Here is a 16,492-nt window from a genome sequence, read left to right on the forward strand (position 1 = left end):
TCGCGACGTCATTCCGCCGCCACGGCGGCCGGTGTCTGGGACAGCCGGATCTCGCCGGCGATGGCCTGCGGCTGGCGCAGCAGGTTCAGGATCGGGCAGTTGCGCTCCACCGCCTCCCGCAGCGCCTCGATCTCGGCCGGCGCGGCGGGGGAGGCGATCGACGCCGCGTAGCGGATGCCGTGCGGATAGATCGGCACGGCCTCGAAGCCGGGGGAGCCGGCGCGCGGGTCGATCGTGCCGGTGATCTCCAGCTCCAGCGAGTCGAGCGGCACCCCGAGGGCGGCCGCCTGGATCAGGAAGGTGTGGGTCAGGCAACTGCCGAGCACGCCGAGCTGCAGCTCCGGCGAGCTCGGGCCCAGGTCGTAGCCGGCGAAATCCGCCTCGCTGTCGCTGATCACCTGGAAATCACGGATGCGGATGCGGCGGATGCCGCTGCGGCCCTCGGCGCTCACATGCGCCGTCAGCGTCTTCGGGCCGGCCTCGCCGGCGGCGACACGGGCCCTGCGCGCGACGATCGCCGCGCGCTTCTGGCCGAGATACTCGTTGAGCGTGGTCATTCGAATCCTCCTCGAAGCGGGATCGCCGGTCGGCCAGGTCCCTAGGACGCCATTGTGTTCACGGGTATTTCCGAGGCCGGTGCGGTGCCGCCCTGCGCGATCCGGCCCAACTGCTCGATCGCGAGGTGGCGATGTTGCCGTCCCGCCCGAAGCTCTCCGCCTCCTCGCGGATGGCGCCACGACATGCCGCCCCGCGGGTTGAAGAAGAACGCACTCAGGATGATGTGCCGGCGCGACATCGCGCACTCCTTGCAGATCGGGGAGCGGGTGGCGGCGGCCGTATCGATTCAGCCGTTCTTCTAGTAGTTCATCAGAATATTATATGAATCAAGAGTAGAAATATAAATAATATACAAATATTATGAGTTATATGGTGTTTCCAGGCAACCCGAGATGGACGGCATGCCAGCGTTTGCGGCGGCCGCCCCGGGGAGGTGGGTTCAGGTCGGCGACAGGGCAGAAGGGTTGATGACCGAGGTCGGGCTTCAAGGGTGGGCGATACGGCGATACCGGCACGACCCGCTTCTTCAAACTGAAATATCTTATAAATCATGTACAAAAAATAATATTGACTCTTGAAAATGTCATTTCATACGCTATCCCATGCCGAGCTTCCTCGGCACCCTTGCCGTCGGCCGGATCCGCCTGATGACCGCTTTCGCCAGCCTGCATGCCTCGACCCCGCCCGCCTCCGGGCGCCGGTGGTGTCGCGGCCGCTGTCGTCCGGTCTGATCCGCCGGCCTATCCCCCTATCCCGTTCGAACCCGGAAGCGCCGCCTGAACTTGCGGATCGCCGCGGCCATGCGCCTTCCCGACATCCGAGGAGCATACCCATGTCCTTTCGCCCGCTGCATGACCGTGTCCTGATCCGTCGCCTCGACCAGGACGAGAAGACCAGGGGCGGGATCATCATCCCCGACACCGCCAAGGAGAAGCCGCAGGAGGGCGAGGTGATCGCCGTCGGCCCCGGCCTGCGCGACGAGGCCGGCAAGCTGCAGCCGCTGGACGTGAAGGCCGGCGACCGCGTGCTGTTCGGCAAATGGTCGGGCACCGAGATCAAGCTGGAGGGCACCGACTACGTGGTGCTGAAGGAATCCGACGTCATCGGCGTGTTCGAGGCGGCCAAGCGCCCCTCGAAGAAGGCCGCCTGAGACCGCGACAGAGCTGAAGGAACCCATCATGGCAGCCAAAGACGTCAAGTTCAGCGCCGACGCCCGCGACCGCATCCTGCGCGGCGTCGACATCCTGGCCAACGCGGTCAAGGTCACACTCGGGCCCAAGGGCCGCAACGTGGTGATCGACAAGTCGTTCGGCGCGCCGCGCATCACCAAGGACGGAGTCACCGTCGCCAAGGAGATCGAGCTTTCCGACAAGTTCGAGAACCTGGGCGCCCAGCTGGTGCGCGAGGTCGCGTCGAAGACCAACGACCTGGCCGGCGACGGCACCACCACCGCGACCGTGCTGGCCCAGGCGATCGTGCGCGAGGGGGCCAAGGCGGTCGCCGCCGGCCTCAACCCGCTGGACCTGAAGCGCGGCATCGACAAGGCAGTCGAGGTGGTGATCAAGGCGGTCGAGGGCCGGGCCAAGAAGATCTCGACCAATGACGAGATCGCCCAGGTCGGCACCATCTCCGCCAATGGCGAGGCCGAGATCGGCCGCATCATCGCCGCCGCGGTGAAGAAGGTCGGCAATGAGGGCGTGATCACGGTCGAGGAGGCCAAGAGCCTGGAGACCGAGCTGGACGTGGTCGAGGGCCTGCAGTTCGACCGCGGCTACCTGTCGCCCTATTTCATCACCAATGCCGAGAAGCTGATCGCCGAGCTCGACAACCCCTATATCCTGATCCACGAGAAGAAGCTGACGGCCCTGCAGCCGCTGCTGCCCTTGCTCGAGGCGGTGGTGCAGAGCGGCCGGCCGCTGCTGATCATCGCCGAGGATGTCGAGGGCGAGGCGCTGGCCACGCTGGTGGTCAACAAGCTGCGCGGCGGGCTCAAGATCGCGGCGGTCAAGGCGCCGGGCTTCGGCGACCGGCGCAAGGCGATCCTCGAGGACATCGCCGTCCTGACCAAGGGCCAGGTGATCTCCGAGGATGTCGGCATCAAGCTGGAGAACGTCACCCTCGACTATCTCGGCACCGCCAAGCGCGTGCGTATCGCCAAGGAGGAGACCACGATCGTGGACGGGGCCGGCGGCAAGAAGGAGATCGAGGGTCGCATCGCCCAGATCCGCGCGCAGATCGAAGAGACCAGCTCGGATTACGACCGTGAGAAGCTGCAGGAGCGGCTGGCCAAGCTGACCGGCGGCGTGGCGGTGATCCGCGTCGGCGGCGCCACCGAGGTCGAGGTGAAGGAGCGCAAGGACCGGGTCGACGACGCGGTGCACGCCACCCGCGCCGCGATCGCCGAGGGCGTGGTGCCGGGCGGCGGCGTCACCCTGCTCTACGCCGCCAAGGCGCTGGAGAAGCTGAAGGCCGCCAATGACGACGAGCGCGTCGGCATCGACATCGTCCGCCGTGCGCTGCAGGCGCCGGTGCGCCAGATCGTCGAGAATGCCGGCGGCGACGGGTCGATCGTGGTCGGCAAGCTCTTGGACGGTGCCGACATCAACCGCGGCTACGATGCCCAGAAGGGCGAGTTCGCCGACCTGCTGAAGGCCGGCATCATCGACCCGGCCAAGGTGGTGCGGATCGCGCTGCAGGACGCGGCCTCGGTCGCCGGCCTCCTGATCACCACCGAGGCGCTGATCGCCGAGAAGGTGGAGAAGAAGGCCCCGGCGGTTCCTGCCGCGCCCGGCGGCGACTACGACTTCTGATCGCGTATCGGATTCGCCGCCGGCGGACCCGATATAGTCTCGAAGGACGGCCGCGGACATCCAGCGGCCGTCTTTTGCTTCATCCTCCGGATCATGCCGTCACCACCTGGGTCGCCAGGCTGCCTGCCCTTGGCGCGCATCTGCGCGCTGATCTCCGACCACCGGCATGGGCTCGATATCGGGCAAATGATGCCGTCAATTCTTGCATGCCATTGGTGTCGGGGCATCGACGCGGCGTCTCCTTGTGGCGCTCCTCGGCCGGCCTTGGAGCTCCCATCCCATTGTCCCATGCGTTTCAGAGTGTCTGGAAGGACCGATCGGGTCGCGGTAATGGTGCCGGCGGATGGATGCCTCGCCATGTCGCCGATCGAGGCGATCAGGATCACCCGGCGGAGGTCGTATGCGCGTGCTTCTCGTCGAGGATGAGCCGGAGATGGCCGCGGTCCTGGCCGCGGCCCTTGCGGTGCGGGATTTCGTCGTCGATCGCGCCGCCTCTCTGGCCGAGGCCGAGGCCGCGGCGCGATGCGCGGAGTATCGCGTCATCATCGCGGACCGGCGCCTGCCGGACGGCGACGGGCTGAGCCTGGTGCGGGCCCTCCGCCGATCGGGCATCGGGGTGCCCGTGATCATGCTCACGGCCCGCGGTGACGTCGGCGACCGGGTCTCCGGCCTCGAGGCCGGCGCCGACGACTATCTCGCCAAGCCTTTCGCCTTCGAGGAACTCCTGGCCCGGCTGCGCGCCGTGCTGCGGCGGCCGCCGGAGGCGCGGCCGGATTTCGCCCGGCTGGGCCGGCTGGAATTCGACCTGGGCCATCGCGAGGCGCTGGTCGACGGCCGTCCCCTACCGCTGCGGCGGCGGGAGCTGGCGATCTTGGAGGCCCTGATCCAGCGCCGGGAGCGCGCGGTGCTGCGCGAGACGCTGGAATCCGCGGTCTACGGCCTCGACGACGAGATCCAGTCGAACTCGCTCGACGCCCATATGTCCAGGCTCCGGCGCAAGCTCGCAGAGGCGGATGCCGGGGTCGAGATCCGCAGCATCCGCGGCGTCGGCTATCTGCTGCGGGCCGCACCATGACGGGAGGCCGGCGACCGGCGCGGCCGGTCACCCGTCGACCGAGGTGCCCCACCAGCGGGATCGGGTCGTGCGGTAGTCCGGCTCCGGATCATAGATCTCGACCGGCAGCGCCAGGTCGCGGGCGGTGAGGGTGCCGATGGCGGCGCGGAGCTGATAGCCGGCGACCACCTCGTTGCGCCGCGCCTCCACCAGGTTGAGCTGGGCGTTGAGCAGGTTCTGCTGCTCGGTCAGGACGTCGAGCACGGTGCGCGAGCCGACCTGGGCCTCCTGCCGCAGGCCGTCCACCGCCATCGTCTCGGCCCTGACCGCCACCTGGAACGACGTGATCGCCGCCCGCGCGGTGACCAGCGACTGCCAGGCCTGGACGGCGCTCTGGATCGCCTGGCGCCGCTGGGCCTCGATCTGGATCCGCTTCTGGCCATGGGCATAGCGCGCCTGGCGCACCAGGGAGTCCTGGTTGCCCTGGGCATAGAGCGGGATGGTCAGCTGGGCGACGATCGCCGCGGAATCGATGCGGTTCTGCGCCCCGCCGCCGGACCGCGGATGGGAGACCGTCGAATACTGCCGCTGGATCCGCGCCTGCAGGTCGATCGACGGCAGCAAGGCGCCGAACTGCAGGTCGATGGCGTCGGCCGCCGCGCGCTCGCTGAACAGCGCGGCGACGATGCCCGGATGGTTCGCCTGGGCCTTCTGGATCGCATCCTGCATCGAGGCCGGCAGCCCGGCCGGCACCGCCGGCGTCTCCAGCGTCCCCGGCGGCCGGCCGACGATGCGCTCGAAGACGGCGCGGCTGGTGCGCAGCGTGCCCTCCGCCTCGACCCGGCCGGCGACGGCGCCAGCCAGGCCGGCTTCGGCCTGGCTGACATCGGTCGGGGTCACCTCGCCGACATTGAACCGGTCGCGGGTGGCCTGCAGTTGCTGGCCCAGCACCGCCTCGTTGTTGCGTCGGACGTCGAGCGCCGCCCGGGCCCGGACCATGTCGGCATAGGCGGTCGCGGCGTCCAGCAGCACCGTCTGCTCCGTGGTCTGGACGACGGCGCGGGTGGCCATGACCGTGTTCTCGGCCTGGTTCACCGCGGCACGGGTGCGACCGCCATTGTAGAGATTCTGGTTGACGGTGATGCCGATCGTGGCCGGGTTGACCTCGTGCCATCGGCCGTCCCGGCCGCCCGAGGGCAGGGCGGTGCCGCCGTGCTGCCCGTCGGTCTGCGTGCTGGTGAACTGGCTCTCGATGCTGGCGCTCGCGCTGACCGACGGCCGGTAGCCCGACAGGGCCTGGGCGACGCCTTCATTGACCGCCTTCAGGTTGGCGATGTCGGCGGCGAGGTCCGGATTGGTGGCATAGGCCGACGCCAGCGCCTCGGTGAGCGACTGCGCCGAGGCCGTTCCCGCGGCCGGCGACAGCGCGATGACGAGCATGGCCGCCCGGAAGCGGCTCAACCCAACTGTCATGATCGGTTTCATCTCCGTTGTCTCGCATCGTCCGGGTCCAGCCGCCCGTCGATGATCAGCTCGGTGCCGGTGACGTAGCGCGCGTCGTCGGAGGCCAGGAACAGGACCCCCTCGGCGATGTCCTGCGGCGTGCCGGAATGGCCCATCCGGAGCGAGGCCCGGGCGATCGCCGCCGGCTCTCCCGCGCTGATGATCGGAGCATCGATCGCTGTCGGGCGGATGGAATTGACCCGGACGCCGTTGCGCGCGCCGACGCATTCGAGCGCCCTTGCCCTGGTCAGCAGCGTGATCTCGCCCTTGCCGGGAGGGCGATAGGGAAAGCGCGGGTTGCCCGCGTGGGTGTCGGTCAGGGCGACGTTGACGACGGCGCCGCCGCCGGACCGCGCGATCGCCGGAATCGCATGCTCCAACCCCAGCGAAACCGCGAGGAGGCCCGAGGCGCGCTCCCGCCCCAGATCCGCCCATGCCGCATCGGCGCGATGGCCGAGGACCGGCACGCCGACGGCGTTGACCAGCACATGCAGCGCTCCGAACCCGGACCATGCCGCTTCCACGACCTTTCGCCACGAGACCCCGTCACCGATGTCGTGGCACTGGAATGCGACGCGTCCGCCGGCATCGCGGATCATCACCGCGGTCTCGACCCCGGCGCTCGGATCCTTGTCGGCGACCAGAACGACCGCGCCCTGCAGCGCCAGGACGAGCGCGCTGGCCCGGCCGATCGGGGACGCCGCCTCCGTCACCAGGACGACCTTTCCCGCCATCCGTCCCGGGACGACTCTGCCTGCCGCCGGCGACCGGCGGAGCGTCCGGACGTCCCGGCGCCGGGGCCGCGCCCGCGGCCGCTCGTCGGGCGGGGGGAAATACCGCTCATGCATGTCCGGCCTCCTGTCGGGCGGCAGCGGCAGGCTCCGCCGCCATGCGGTCGGCCTCGGTGACCGAGGTCAGCCGGCCGAGGCGGGGCGCCAGCCAGGCGCGCAGGTCGTCCATCAGCGTGAACACCGCCGGCACCAGCACTAGGCTGAGCGCGGTCGAGGTGACGAGGCCGCCGATCACCGCCGCCGCCATCGGGCCGCGGAAGCCGGCATCGGTGCCGAAGCCCAGCGCCGCCGGCATCATGCCGGCGATCATCGCCAGGGTGGTCATGACGATCGGCCGGGCCCGCACCAGGCAGGCCTGGATCAGGGCGGTGCGCCGGTCGAGCCCGGCCCGCCGCCCCTCGATGGCGAAGTCGACCAGCAGGATCGAGTTCTTGGTGACGATGCCCATCAGCATCAGCAGGCCGATCACCGTGGAGAGGTCGAGCGCCGCGCCGGTGCCGAGCAGCGCCAGCACCGCCCCGATCGCCGACAGCGGCAGCGCCGCCAGGATGGTCACCGGCTGCAGGAAATCGCGGAACAGCAGCACCAGGACGGCCAGAACCACCAGCAGGCCGGCCATCATCGCGCCGCCGAAGCTGGCGAACATCTTGTCCATGGATTCGGCGTCGCCATAGGCCGGCCGCTCCACCCCCTCCGGCAGCTGCGCCAGCGCGGGCAGCGCCTCGATCGCGGCCAGGGCGGTGCCGAGCGGCACGCCGTTCAGATCGGCGTCGACCGAGACCCGGCGGCGGCGGTCGAAGCGCTCGACCTCGGCATCGCCGGCGCCGAAGCCGATCTCGGCCACCGAGGTCAGCGGCACGGCCCCGCGGTCGCCGGCCACGCGCAGCTGGCGCAGCGTCTCGATGTCGGCGCGGGCCGCGCGGTCCAGCGCCACCCGGATCGGCACCTGGCGGTCGCCGAGGTTGAACTTGGCCGAGTTGGCGTCGGTGTCGCCGATCGTGGCGATGCGGGCGACGATGCCGATCGCCTGGGCCGAGACGCCGAGCCGCGCCGCCTCGTCCGGCCGCGGACGGATGCGGATCTCCGGCCGCGGCAGCGGTTCGGTCGAGCGGGCATTGGCCAGGACCGGCAGGCCGCGCATCTCGCGCTCCAGCGCCCGGGCGGCGGCACTCAGCGCGTCCGGATCGTCACCGGTCAGCACGATCGACACGTCCTTGCCGCCGCTCTCGCCCAGGAAGGCGAAGCGGATGTCCGGGATCCGCGACAGCTCGTCCCGGGCCGACCGCTCGAACGCCTTGCGGGTCACCTGGCGCTCGCTGCGCGGCTTCAGGACGATCACCAGGCTGGCCTTGGCGATGTCGCCGCTCGAGGCGTTGGCGTCGGCCGCGGCGGCGCCGCCGGCCTCGCCGATGGTGGCGAAGACGTGGTCGACCTCCGGCCGCTGCCGCAGCTCGGCGGCGATGCGCCCGGCCACCGCATCGGTGTCGGCCAGGGTGGCGCCGGGCGGCAGCTCGACCGTCAGGTTCGAGATCCGGCTGTCGCTGTCCGGCAGGAAGCCGGAGGGTAGCAGCGGCACCAGCAGCAGCGACCCGGCGAGGAGGGCGCCGGCCGCGGCCAGGGTGGCCCCGCGGTGGTCGAGCGTCCAGTTCAGCAGCCGGACATAGCGGCCGCCCGGCGGCGTGGCAACCGCATCGCCGCCCGTCGCCGCGCGCTTCGGCTGCAACAGATAGGCCGCCATCAGCGGCGTCAGCAGCCGTGCCACCAGGAGCGAGGCGAGCACGGCGACCGCCACGGTCAGGCCGAACTGCTCGAAATACTGGCCGGTGACGCCGCCGATGAAGCTGACCGGCGCGAACACCGCGACGATGGTCAGGGTGGTGGCGACCACGGCGAGGCCGATGGCGTCGGCCGCGTCGATCGCGGCGCGGTAGGGCCGCTTGCCGAGATGCAGGTGCCGGTCGATGTTCTCGATCTCGACGATCGCGTCGTCGACCAGGATGCCGATCACCAGGGTCAGCGCCAGCAGCGAGATGCTGTTCAGGGTGAAGCCCAGCAGGTCCATCGCCCAGAAGGCCGGCAGGATCGACAGGGGCATGGCCACGGCCGCGATCAGCGTCGCCCGCCAGTCGTGCAGGAACAGGAACACCACCAGCACGGTCAGCAGCGCGCCTTCGACCAGCGTCGCCATCCCCGAATCGTAGCTGTCGCGGGTGTATTCGACGGTCGAGGCGATCTCGCCGATGGTGACGCCCGGCGTGCGGGACTGGAGCTCGGCCAGCCGCGCGGCGACGCCGTCGGCCACCACCGTGTCGCTGGCACCCTTGGCGCGGTAGACCGCGAAGGCGACCACCGGCTCGCCGTCGAGCCGGGCCAGCGAGCGCTGTTCCCCGGCGCCGTCGGTGACGGTGCCGAGGGTGGCGAGCCTGGCCCAGCGGCCGTTCGGCAGCGCGATCGGCGTGTCGGCCAGGGCCGACACGGTGCGGGCGCCGCCGAGAGTGCGGATCGCCTGCTCGCGGGCGCCGATCTCGCCCCGGCCGCCCGGGACGTCGGCGTTGGTGCTGCGCAGCTGGGCGTTGACCTGGTCGGCGGTGATGCCGAGCGCCGCCAGCCGGTCGGGGTCGAGCTCGACCCGGATCTCGCGGCCGACGCCGCCCAGGCGCTGCACCTTCTGCACCCCGGTCACGGCCAGCAGGTCGCGGGCGATCCGGTCGTCGACGAACCAGGACAGGTCGACCGCCGACATCTGCGGCGCGCGCACGCCGTAATAGAGGATGGCGCCGCCTTCGACGTCGAGGCGGGCGACGATCGGCTCCTCGATGCCCTGCGGCAGGTCGCTGCGGATGTTGGTCACCGCGTCGCGCACATCGGTGGCGGCGCGATCCGGGTCGACGCCGATGCGGAACTCGACCGTGGTCGAGGACGTGCCGTCGGCGATGGTCGAGGTGATGTGGCGCGCCCCGGCCAGTCCGGCAACGGCTCCTTCGATCCGGCGGGTGACCTGGCTCTCCAGCTCCGAAGGCGCGGCGCCGGCCTGGGTGACCGTGACCGTGACGATCGGGAATTCGATCTTCGGGTTGGCGTTGACCGGCAGGCGCAGGAAGGACCACCAGCCCGCCAGGGTCAGGACCGCGAACAGGACGAGGACCGGGATCGGCCGGCGGATCGACCAGGAGGAGAGGCCGGAGGTCATGGCCGGCCCGCCAGCGGCCGGAACAGGGCCGGCATCTCGTCCGCGACGGTCACCCGGTCGCCGTCGCGCAGGAACGCCCCGGCGCTGAGCACCACGGGCTGGCCGGGGGCGAGCCCCGAGCGGATCTCTGCCCAGCCGTCCTGGCGCAGGCCGACCGTCACCACCCGGCGGGCGACGGTGCCGTCGGCGGCGACCGTGAGCACCGCGCTGTCGCCGAGGTCGTCGCGCTGGATCAGCGCCGAATCGGGGATGACGACGGCGCCGTCGCGGCGCTCCGCCACGATGGCGGCGCGGCCGAACACCCCCGGCCGCAGCCGCGGGTCGACCGGCAGCGCGATGCGCGCCCGGCCGAGTCGACTGTCCCGGTCGGCCTTCGGGGCCACCAGCCGCACCCGGCCGTCGAACGCTTCCTCGACGCCGGTGACCCTGATCCGGGCCGGCTGGCCCGCCGCCAATGCCGGCAGGTCGACCTCGGGCACCTCGGCCTCGAGCTCGACCTCCCCCTCGCGGATCAGCTTGACCAGCGGCCCGGAGCCTGCGAGCGCGCCGACCCGGGCGGCGCGTTCGGAGACGATGCCCGCGGTCGGCGCCCGGATCTCGGCCCGGCCGAGCCGGGTGCGGGCGTCGTCGGCCTTGGCCTGCGCCTGCGCCACCTCGGCCCGCGACACCTCCAGCATCTTGTTGGAGGAGACGGCGACGGCGCGCCGCTTGTCGTATTCCTGCGGGTTGAAGGCGGAGGAGCCGCGCAGCTGCTCGATGCGCCGGAAGCTGACCGCGGCCTCGGCCTGGGTCGCCTGATCGCGGGCCAACCCGGCCTGCGCCCGCAGCACCGCCGCCTCGGCGTCGTGCAGCGCGGCGGTCAGAAGGTCGGTCTCCAGCCGGAGGATCACCTGGCCGGCAGCGACCCGGTCGCCTTCCTCGACCAGCACCTCGGCGATGCGCTGGCCCTCGATGGCGGTGCCGATCGCGATCTCCTCGCGCGGCATCACCGTGCCGGTCAGCGACAGCATCCGTTCGATCGGGCGCTGCCGGGCGATGGCCACCGAGACCACCGGCCGGGCCTGCCCGGCCGGCGCCATGGCCGATCCGATGCCGTCGGCGCCGGTCATCACGACGGCCGTGGCCGCCAGGGCGGCCGCTCCCAGGCCGAACAGCACGGCCAGCCAGGGCCGCGGGCGGCGCCGCGCGGCTTGCATCACGGGTCGTTCCGCCGGGTCTGGCGGTCGGCTATCGGACATGTCTGTTTCGCTCTGGTTCTTCGAGCGGGCGGAACTCGTCGGGGAGCTCCGGCCTGCCGAGGGGATGCGCCTATCGCGCTGGGTCTGATGGTCCTGAAAGGGCTGGAGATCGGCAGCCGTCACGGCCTGCTGACGGAAGCGCCGCAGACCGCCAGGGTGTCCCTGGGCTTCAGCGCCGCAGCCAGGCGCTGGGATCCCCACGCCATGATCAGCACGGCCCCGATCACGCCCAGGATCGCCAGCGACATCGCCGTGCGCCGCACGGGGTCGGCCGCGGTCACGGGCTCGCCTGACGCTATGGACCCCGCACGCATCGACGACCGTTCATCGACCATGTCTCTCGACCTTCTGCCGCCGGATCGCTCTTCGCCCTGGCGACGCCATGGCGCGACATTCCCCTTGGGGCGATGTCCCGATCCCCGACAGCCAATGCACCCCCAGCATTGCCCGAACATTGCACGCGATGTTCTGCCAGCCCTGCCGGCATTGGCGGCTGTGAAGAATGAGCCGGGCATGGATCATTGTGCTGGCGGCGGGGTGCGTTCCCGGCTTCAGTGAAGTGACGGCCCGAACCTGCGCGGCCGTTGAAGGAGAACCGATCTTGCGGAGGCTGGCATGGCTCGCCGTCCATCCCTGACACGGCGGCTGGTGCTGCGCCTTTCCGCGTTGCAGATCGTGGCCGTCATCCTCGCGGTGATCGCGACATTCGTGCTGCTGGCAGGGAAGCAGGATCGCGAGTCCTTCGGTGCCGTCTATGTCGCCGACATCCTCGGAAAGAACGTGGAGCGGGCCGGGGATGGAGGGCTGAGCCTGTCGGACTCTCCGGCCGTGCAGGAGATCCGCCGACGGATCGCCTCGGGCTTCTGGTTTCGCATCACCGACGGCACCCGGACGATCGCCGAGGGCGCCGGCCCCACCGACATCCTGTCGGTCGCCGAGGCCCTGCAGGGCGGCGTCAACTATTCCGAGCTGAATGCGCCGGACGGGACATTCATCGGCTCGCTCCAGGCGATCAGCACACCGGATGGGCTCAGGCTGCTCGTCGCCACCGGCCCGATCGACATGGGACTCTGGGCGATACTCGTCGCCGCCGTGGATCCGGACAGCGCCTATTTCCTGTACCTGGGCATCGCGCTGGTCATCGGGACGGTGATCGCGGTGCCGCTGACCGTGCGCTCCGCACTGAAGAATCTCGGTCATGTGGCCAACGCGGCAGCGCGCATCGATCCGGATCGGCGCGGCAACCGGCTGCCGGTCGAGCAGGTGCCGCGCGAGATCACGCCGCTGGTGGCGGCGGTGAACGAGGCGCTGACCCGCCTGGACGCGGGCTATGAGCGGCAGCGCCGCTTCCTGGCCAGCGCCGCGCACGAGCTGCGGACGCCCATCGCGATCCTGAAGCTCAGGCTCGAAGCCTTCGGGGACGAGCCCATCAAGGCGAGCCTCGGCCGGGACCTCTTGAGGCTCGAGCTCATGGCCGATCAGCTGCTGGACCTCGAGCGTCTGCGCAGCCGCACCAGCCTGTTCTCCGCCGTGGATCTGGTGGCCCTGGCCCGCAAGGTCGCGGCGGATCTGGCGCCGCTGGCGATCGCCAACGGCTATGACCTGGTCGTCGAGGCGGAGGAGGAGCGGGTCGACGTCGACGGCGACAACGCGGCGCTGGAACGTGCGACCGCCAACCTGATCCACAACGCCATCCAGCATGGCGGCCAGGCCGGCACGATCGTCGTCCGGGTGGAGCGTGGCGGCAGCATCGTCGTCCAGGATGAGGGGTCGGGCATTCCTCGCGAAGAGCGTGAGCGCATCTTCGAGCCGTTCCATCGCCTGGCCGGCGGCGCCGGCTCCGGGCTCGGGCTCAACCTGGTGTCGGAAATCGCCCAGGCCCATGGCGGCCGGGCCATCGTCCGTGATGGCCCGCGCGGCGGCGCGTCGTTCCATCTGGAACTCGGGCGCCGTGGCGGGGCAGGGCTCGGCTAGATGCTTGGGTCATGATCGGCGCGGGGCGTTCGTCATCGCCCCTTCGCAGCCTGCGATTTTGCCGGGGCCGGCCCGGTCTGAGACCGCGATGCGGCGCTTCGCCCGAAGCTGTCTAGCCCACGACCGGCAGGATCGGAGCCTCCACCTGGCTTCTCGGACCGCAGGAGGCGCGCTCGATGATGCGGCTCGTGATCTGCACGCGCACCGGGACGTCGGGCGGAATGCGCCCCTGGATCCGGTCGTCGAGCAGCCGCACGCACGCGGCCCCCACCTGCTGGCCGAAGACCTTGACGGTCGTCAGCTGCGGCGAGATCTGGGTCGCGGCGGAATAGTCTCCGAAGCCGACGACCGAAGCGTCCTCCGGAATCCGGTAGCCGAGCCGCAGAAGCTCGGAGACCACCGTCAGCGCCAGGCCGTCATGGGCGCAGAAGAAGGCGGTGGGGTGAAACCCCTCGGCATGGGCGGCGCGAAGATGCTCAGTGAAGCGCGTGTCCGCGTGGAACTTCATCTCGCGGAACCCCACATCGGCCTGCTTCTCCAGGACCTCCCTCACGCCGTAGAAGCGCTCGACACGCCCGCGGAAGCCCGGCGTCCCGTGCACATAGACGATGCGGCGGTGGCCGAGGGCCAGGAGATAGTTCGCGACGGCGGCACCGGCCTCATGGTCGGTGCCGCCGACATGATCGGCCTGCTCGAGCGGCTCCAGCCAGCCCTGCCGGACGATCGGCTTGCCCAGCGCCCGGAGGCGGGCAAAGGTCTCGCGATCATGCGGCCCGATCAGGACGGCGCCGCGGCAGGCGCGCACGATGCCCTGGATCTCGTCGGGCTGGTGGGTCCAACGCATGGTGAGGCGATAGCCCAGCTTCTCGGCCTCCAGCTGGGCGCCATTCTGGATCAGCAGGTAGAGCTCGCTGTTGACGAGATCGGTGTCGTGGAAGATCACCCCCAGGGCGGGCAGTTCCGGCTCGGCGCCCATGCGCGCATAGCCCAGCTCCGCAGCCACCTCCTGGACGCGCCGGCGCGTCTCCTCGGACACCCCGTCCTTGCCGGACAGGGAGCGTGACACCGCGAATTTCGACAGGCCTGTCCGCTGCGCGATGGTCGTCAACGTCACCTTGGCCATTGCTGATCCTCTTCCCAGGCCCGGTCCCTTCTAGCACTGGCCCATAACGTTTCAAAAAAGTTTTGTTTCAAGGCTCTGTCGGTGTTCGACATCAGGATGATAGCCTTATTTTCTGTGGATTTTTTTTATGAGTTGGAGCGATTAAATTTCCGTATCATAACGCTTTACCTAACGAAATCGCGTGTGCAAGCCTAACTCTTGCCACGGCCGATCATAACAGGCTGGGCTTGGGAGGAGGAGCTCAACGATGGTGAAGCTGAGTCGCCGGGCTTTCATCGCCGCCACATCCGCCACCGCCGCATCGCTCGCGCTGCCCGGGCTGGGCCGTGCCGCCGAGCTCAAGGAATCAGCCTTCCTGAAGGACCAGGTGGCGGCCGGCGCGCTGCCCCCCGTCGCGCAACGGCTGCCGGCGAACCCGCTGGTGATCGCGCCCCTCGAGCGCGCCGGCCAGCAGGGCGGCGACTGGAAGCACGCGCTGGTCGGCGGCGGGTCGCTGTCGATGGTGGTCCGCTATCAGGGCTATGAGCCGCTGGTCCGCTTCAACCCCGACTGGTCGGGCCTGGTCGAGAACACGGCCGAGTCCTGGAGCGTCAATGCCGACGCCACCGAATACACGTTCCGCCTGCGCAAGGGTCACAGATGGTCGGACGGGCATCCCTTCACGACCGAGGATGTCCAATTCTGGTACGACGCCTTCTTCACCGACAAGGACACCAACACCGGCGGCAACAGCTGGTGGTACGCCGACGGCAAGCCGGCGCGCATCGAGGTGATCGACGAGACGACGTTCAAGGTCGTCTTCCCGTCGCCCAACGGCTTCTTCGTGCAGAACCTCGCCTGGGCGCAGCAGGACCAGCTGACGCGGACGCCGAAGCACTACCTGCAGCAGTTCCACGCCCGCTACAACCCGGATGCCGACAAGCTCGCCAAGGAGAAGGGGTTGCAAAGCTGGATCGCGCTGTTCCAGCGCGAGATCGGCCTGTCCGACGACAACACCTTCTTCCAGAACCCGAACCGGCCGACGCTCAACGCCTGGATGTTCACGGTCGCGCCGGGGCAGAGCACCGAGCAGGCGCTGGCGGTCCGCAATCCCTACTACTTCAAGGTCGATCCGGAGGGCACCCAGCTGCCCTATTTCGACCGCATCGTCTACCAGATGGTGGCCGACCCCGAAGTCCTGCTGCTGAAGGTGCTGCAGGGCGAGATCGACATGATGGACCAGTACATCGCCACGCCCGCGAACAAACCGGTGCTGTTCGACGGCCAGCAGAAGGGCGGCTACGGCTTCTACACGCTGAAGGAGACCGCCGCCAATGTGATGGTCTTCCAGCTGAACCTGAACCACACCGACCCGGTGAAGAACAAGCTGTTCAACACCAGGGAGTTCCGCCAGGCGCTCTCGCTCGCCGTCGACCGGCAGGCGCTGATCGACGCCGTGTTCGTCGGGCAGGGCCAGCCGGCACAGGCGTCGATCCGGCCGGACGATCCGCTCTATGTCGAGCGGCTGGCCAAGGATTTCACGCAGTACGATCCGGACGCCGCCAATGCGATGCTGGACAAGCTGATCCCGAACCGAGACGGCGACAATTACCGGACCGACGAGAGCGGCCGGCGGGTGACGGTCATCTTCGAGCTCGACCAGACCCGCACCACCTTCCTCGACATGTTCCAGCTGGTGGTCCCCATGTTCCAGGCCGTGGGCATCGACGCCCAGGTGCGCAGCATGGACCGCTCGCTGTGGGAGACACGGGTCCGCCGCGGCCGCGACTTCGACGCGACGGCGCATCAGTTCGGGGCGAACAGCGGCATCGCCGCCATGCTCGATGCCCGCTACTTCGTGCCGTTCTCGACCAACTCGCTCTTCGCTCCCGGCTGGTCGCTCTACTATCTCGACCCGAAGAACCCGGACGCGATCGAGCCGCCGGCGGAGATCAAGGCGCAGCAGGATCTCTACACGACGCTGCTGGCCACCGGCGACCCCGAGCAGCAGAAGGCGGTGATGAAGCAGATCCTCGAGCAGGCCGCGGACCTGTTCATGACCTTCGGCGTCAGCCTGCCGCCGGACAGCTACGGCATCGTCAAGACCAACATGGTCAATGTGCCGAAGACCATGCCGAACTCCTTCGGCTGGCCGACCCCCGGCCCGGCGCGGCCGGAGCAGTTCTTCAAGGCCTGACAGGCCGCGTCCCTGATCGCTTCCGGATCCGCCCATGGGGCGGCACCGGATCCCTCGACCGAAAGACAGAGAGCG

General features: G+C 69.7%; 13 protein-coding genes. 5 read left to right on the plus strand and 8 right to left on the minus strand.

The features are described 5' to 3' along the window. Window positions 1-8: 8 nt before the first annotated feature. Together BWR60_RS02055 and BWR60_RS36165 are read right to left on the minus strand one after the other, a co-directional pair. Window positions 9-557, minus strand: coding sequence for an OsmC family protein (locus BWR60_RS02055; protein ID WP_088149335.1), 549 nt, complete (start codon window positions 555-557; stop codon window positions 9-11). 41 nt (window positions 558-598) lie between these two features. Continuing rightward, window positions 599-796: a hypothetical protein gene (locus BWR60_RS36165; RefSeq protein WP_144445498.1), complete on the minus strand. Its 198-nt coding sequence runs from the start codon at window positions 794-796 to the stop codon at window positions 599-601. A 594-nt stretch (window positions 797-1,390) separates the two neighbouring features. On the opposite strand from BWR60_RS36165, the gene groES reads away from it, so the two are divergent. From groES to BWR60_RS02070, 3 genes are all read left to right on the plus strand, one after another. Beyond that, the gene (gene groES, locus BWR60_RS02060) at window positions 1,391-1,708 is read left to right on the plus strand and encodes a co-chaperone GroES (protein ID WP_088149336.1); all 318 of its coding nucleotides are present in this window, start codon (window positions 1,391-1,393) and stop codon (window positions 1,706-1,708) included. A gap of 28 nt (window positions 1,709-1,736) precedes the next feature. Further along, complete coding sequence (gene groL / locus BWR60_RS02065; RefSeq protein ID WP_088149337.1) at window positions 1,737-3,368, plus strand: chaperonin GroEL; 1,632 nt, start codon at window positions 1,737-1,739, stop codon at window positions 3,366-3,368. Window positions 3,369-3,768: 400 nt separating this feature from the next. Further along, a complete protein-coding gene (locus BWR60_RS02070) occupies window positions 3,769-4,443 on the plus strand; it encodes a response regulator (protein ID WP_088149338.1) in 675 nt (224 codons plus the stop codon). A gap of 27 nt (window positions 4,444-4,470) precedes the next feature. Here BWR60_RS02070 and BWR60_RS02075 read toward each other — a convergent pair whose 3' ends face one another. From BWR60_RS02075 to BWR60_RS36815, 5 genes are all read right to left on the minus strand, one after another. Then, window positions 4,471-5,895, minus strand: a complete 1,425-nt coding sequence (locus BWR60_RS02075; protein ID WP_088149339.1) for a TolC family outer membrane protein — start codon at window positions 5,893-5,895, stop codon at window positions 4,471-4,473. Window positions 5,896-5,903: 8 nt separating this feature from the next. Further along, window positions 5,904-6,659 carry an SDR family NAD(P)-dependent oxidoreductase gene (locus BWR60_RS02080; protein ID WP_218823296.1) on the minus strand — a complete coding sequence of 252 codons (756 nt, stop codon included), beginning with the start codon at window positions 6,657-6,659 and terminating at the stop codon, window positions 5,904-5,906. A gap of 106 nt (window positions 6,660-6,765) precedes the next feature. Next, entirely contained in the window at window positions 6,766-9,906 is a 3,141-nt protein-coding gene (locus BWR60_RS02085) for an efflux RND transporter permease subunit (protein ID WP_088149341.1), read from the minus strand. Further along, entirely contained in the window at window positions 9,903-11,102 is a 1,200-nt protein-coding gene (locus BWR60_RS02090) for an efflux RND transporter periplasmic adaptor subunit (protein WP_230982925.1), read from the minus strand. Before BWR60_RS02090 ends, BWR60_RS02085 begins: the two co-directional genes overlap by 4 nt. Window positions 11,103-11,263: 161 nt before the next feature. Then, window positions 11,264-11,425 carry a hypothetical protein gene (locus BWR60_RS36815; RefSeq protein WP_179221594.1) on the minus strand — a complete coding sequence of 54 codons (162 nt, stop codon included), beginning with the start codon at window positions 11,423-11,425 and terminating at the stop codon, window positions 11,264-11,266. 334 nt (window positions 11,426-11,759) lie between these two features. Here BWR60_RS36815 and BWR60_RS02100 point away from each other — a divergent pair, with 334 nt between their 5' ends. After that, on the plus strand, window positions 11,760-13,118 hold the full coding sequence (locus BWR60_RS02100; protein WP_088149344.1) for a sensor histidine kinase: 1,359 nt from the start codon (window positions 11,760-11,762) through the stop codon (window positions 13,116-13,118). A gap of 112 nt (window positions 13,119-13,230) precedes the next feature. On the opposite strand, the gene BWR60_RS02105 is transcribed toward BWR60_RS02100, so the two are convergent. Then, window positions 13,231-14,241, minus strand: coding sequence for a LacI family DNA-binding transcriptional regulator (locus BWR60_RS02105; protein ID WP_088149345.1), 1,011 nt, complete (start codon window positions 14,239-14,241; stop codon window positions 13,231-13,233). A 247-nt stretch (window positions 14,242-14,488) separates the two neighbouring features. On the opposite strand from BWR60_RS02105, the gene BWR60_RS02110 reads away from it, so the two are divergent. After that, a complete protein-coding gene (locus BWR60_RS02110) occupies window positions 14,489-16,417 on the plus strand; it encodes an ABC transporter substrate-binding protein (protein WP_088149346.1) in 1,929 nt (642 codons plus the stop codon). Window positions 16,418-16,492: the final 75 nt, after the last annotated feature.

It is taken from the genome of Inquilinus limosus (genome assembly GCF_002195995.1).
GTDB lineage: Bacteria > Pseudomonadota > Alphaproteobacteria > DSM-16000 > Inquilinaceae > Inquilinus > Inquilinus limosus_C.

Bases quoted from the DNA above. Each gene is read 5' to 3' on its own strand.
- BWR60_RS02055 (WP_088149335.1), bottom strand. From the start codon at position 557: ATGACCACGCTCAACGAGTATCTCGGCCAGAAGCGCGCGGCGATCGTC.
- BWR60_RS36165 (WP_144445498.1), bottom strand. From the start codon at position 796: ATGTCGCGCCGGCACATCATCCTGAGTGCGTTCTTCTTCAACCCGCGG.
- groES (WP_088149336.1), top strand. From the start codon at position 1,391: ATGTCCTTTCGCCCGCTGCATGACCGTGTCCTGATCCGTCGCCTCGAC.
- groL (WP_088149337.1), top strand. From the start codon at position 1,737: ATGGCAGCCAAAGACGTCAAGTTCAGCGCCGACGCCCGCGACCGCATC.
- BWR60_RS02070 (WP_088149338.1), top strand. From the start codon at position 3,769: ATGCGCGTGCTTCTCGTCGAGGATGAGCCGGAGATGGCCGCGGTCCTG.
- BWR60_RS02075 (WP_088149339.1), bottom strand. From the start codon at position 5,895: ATGACAGTTGGGTTGAGCCGCTTCCGGGCGGCCATGCTCGTCATCGCG.
- BWR60_RS02080 (WP_218823296.1), bottom strand. From the start codon at position 6,659: ATGGCGGGAAAGGTCGTCCTGGTGACGGAGGCGGCGTCCCCGATCGGC.
- BWR60_RS02085 (WP_088149341.1), bottom strand. From the start codon at position 9,906: ATGACCTCCGGCCTCTCCTCCTGGTCGATCCGCCGGCCGATCCCGGTC.
- BWR60_RS02090 (WP_230982925.1), bottom strand. From the start codon at position 11,102: ATGCAAGCCGCGCGGCGCCGCCCGCGGCCCTGGCTGGCCGTGCTGTTC.
- BWR60_RS02100 (WP_088149344.1), top strand. From the start codon at position 11,760: ATGGCTCGCCGTCCATCCCTGACACGGCGGCTGGTGCTGCGCCTTTCC.
- BWR60_RS02105 (WP_088149345.1), bottom strand. From the start codon at position 14,241: ATGGCCAAGGTGACGTTGACGACCATCGCGCAGCGGACAGGCCTGTCG.
- BWR60_RS02110 (WP_088149346.1), top strand. From the start codon at position 14,489: ATGGTGAAGCTGAGTCGCCGGGCTTTCATCGCCGCCACATCCGCCACC.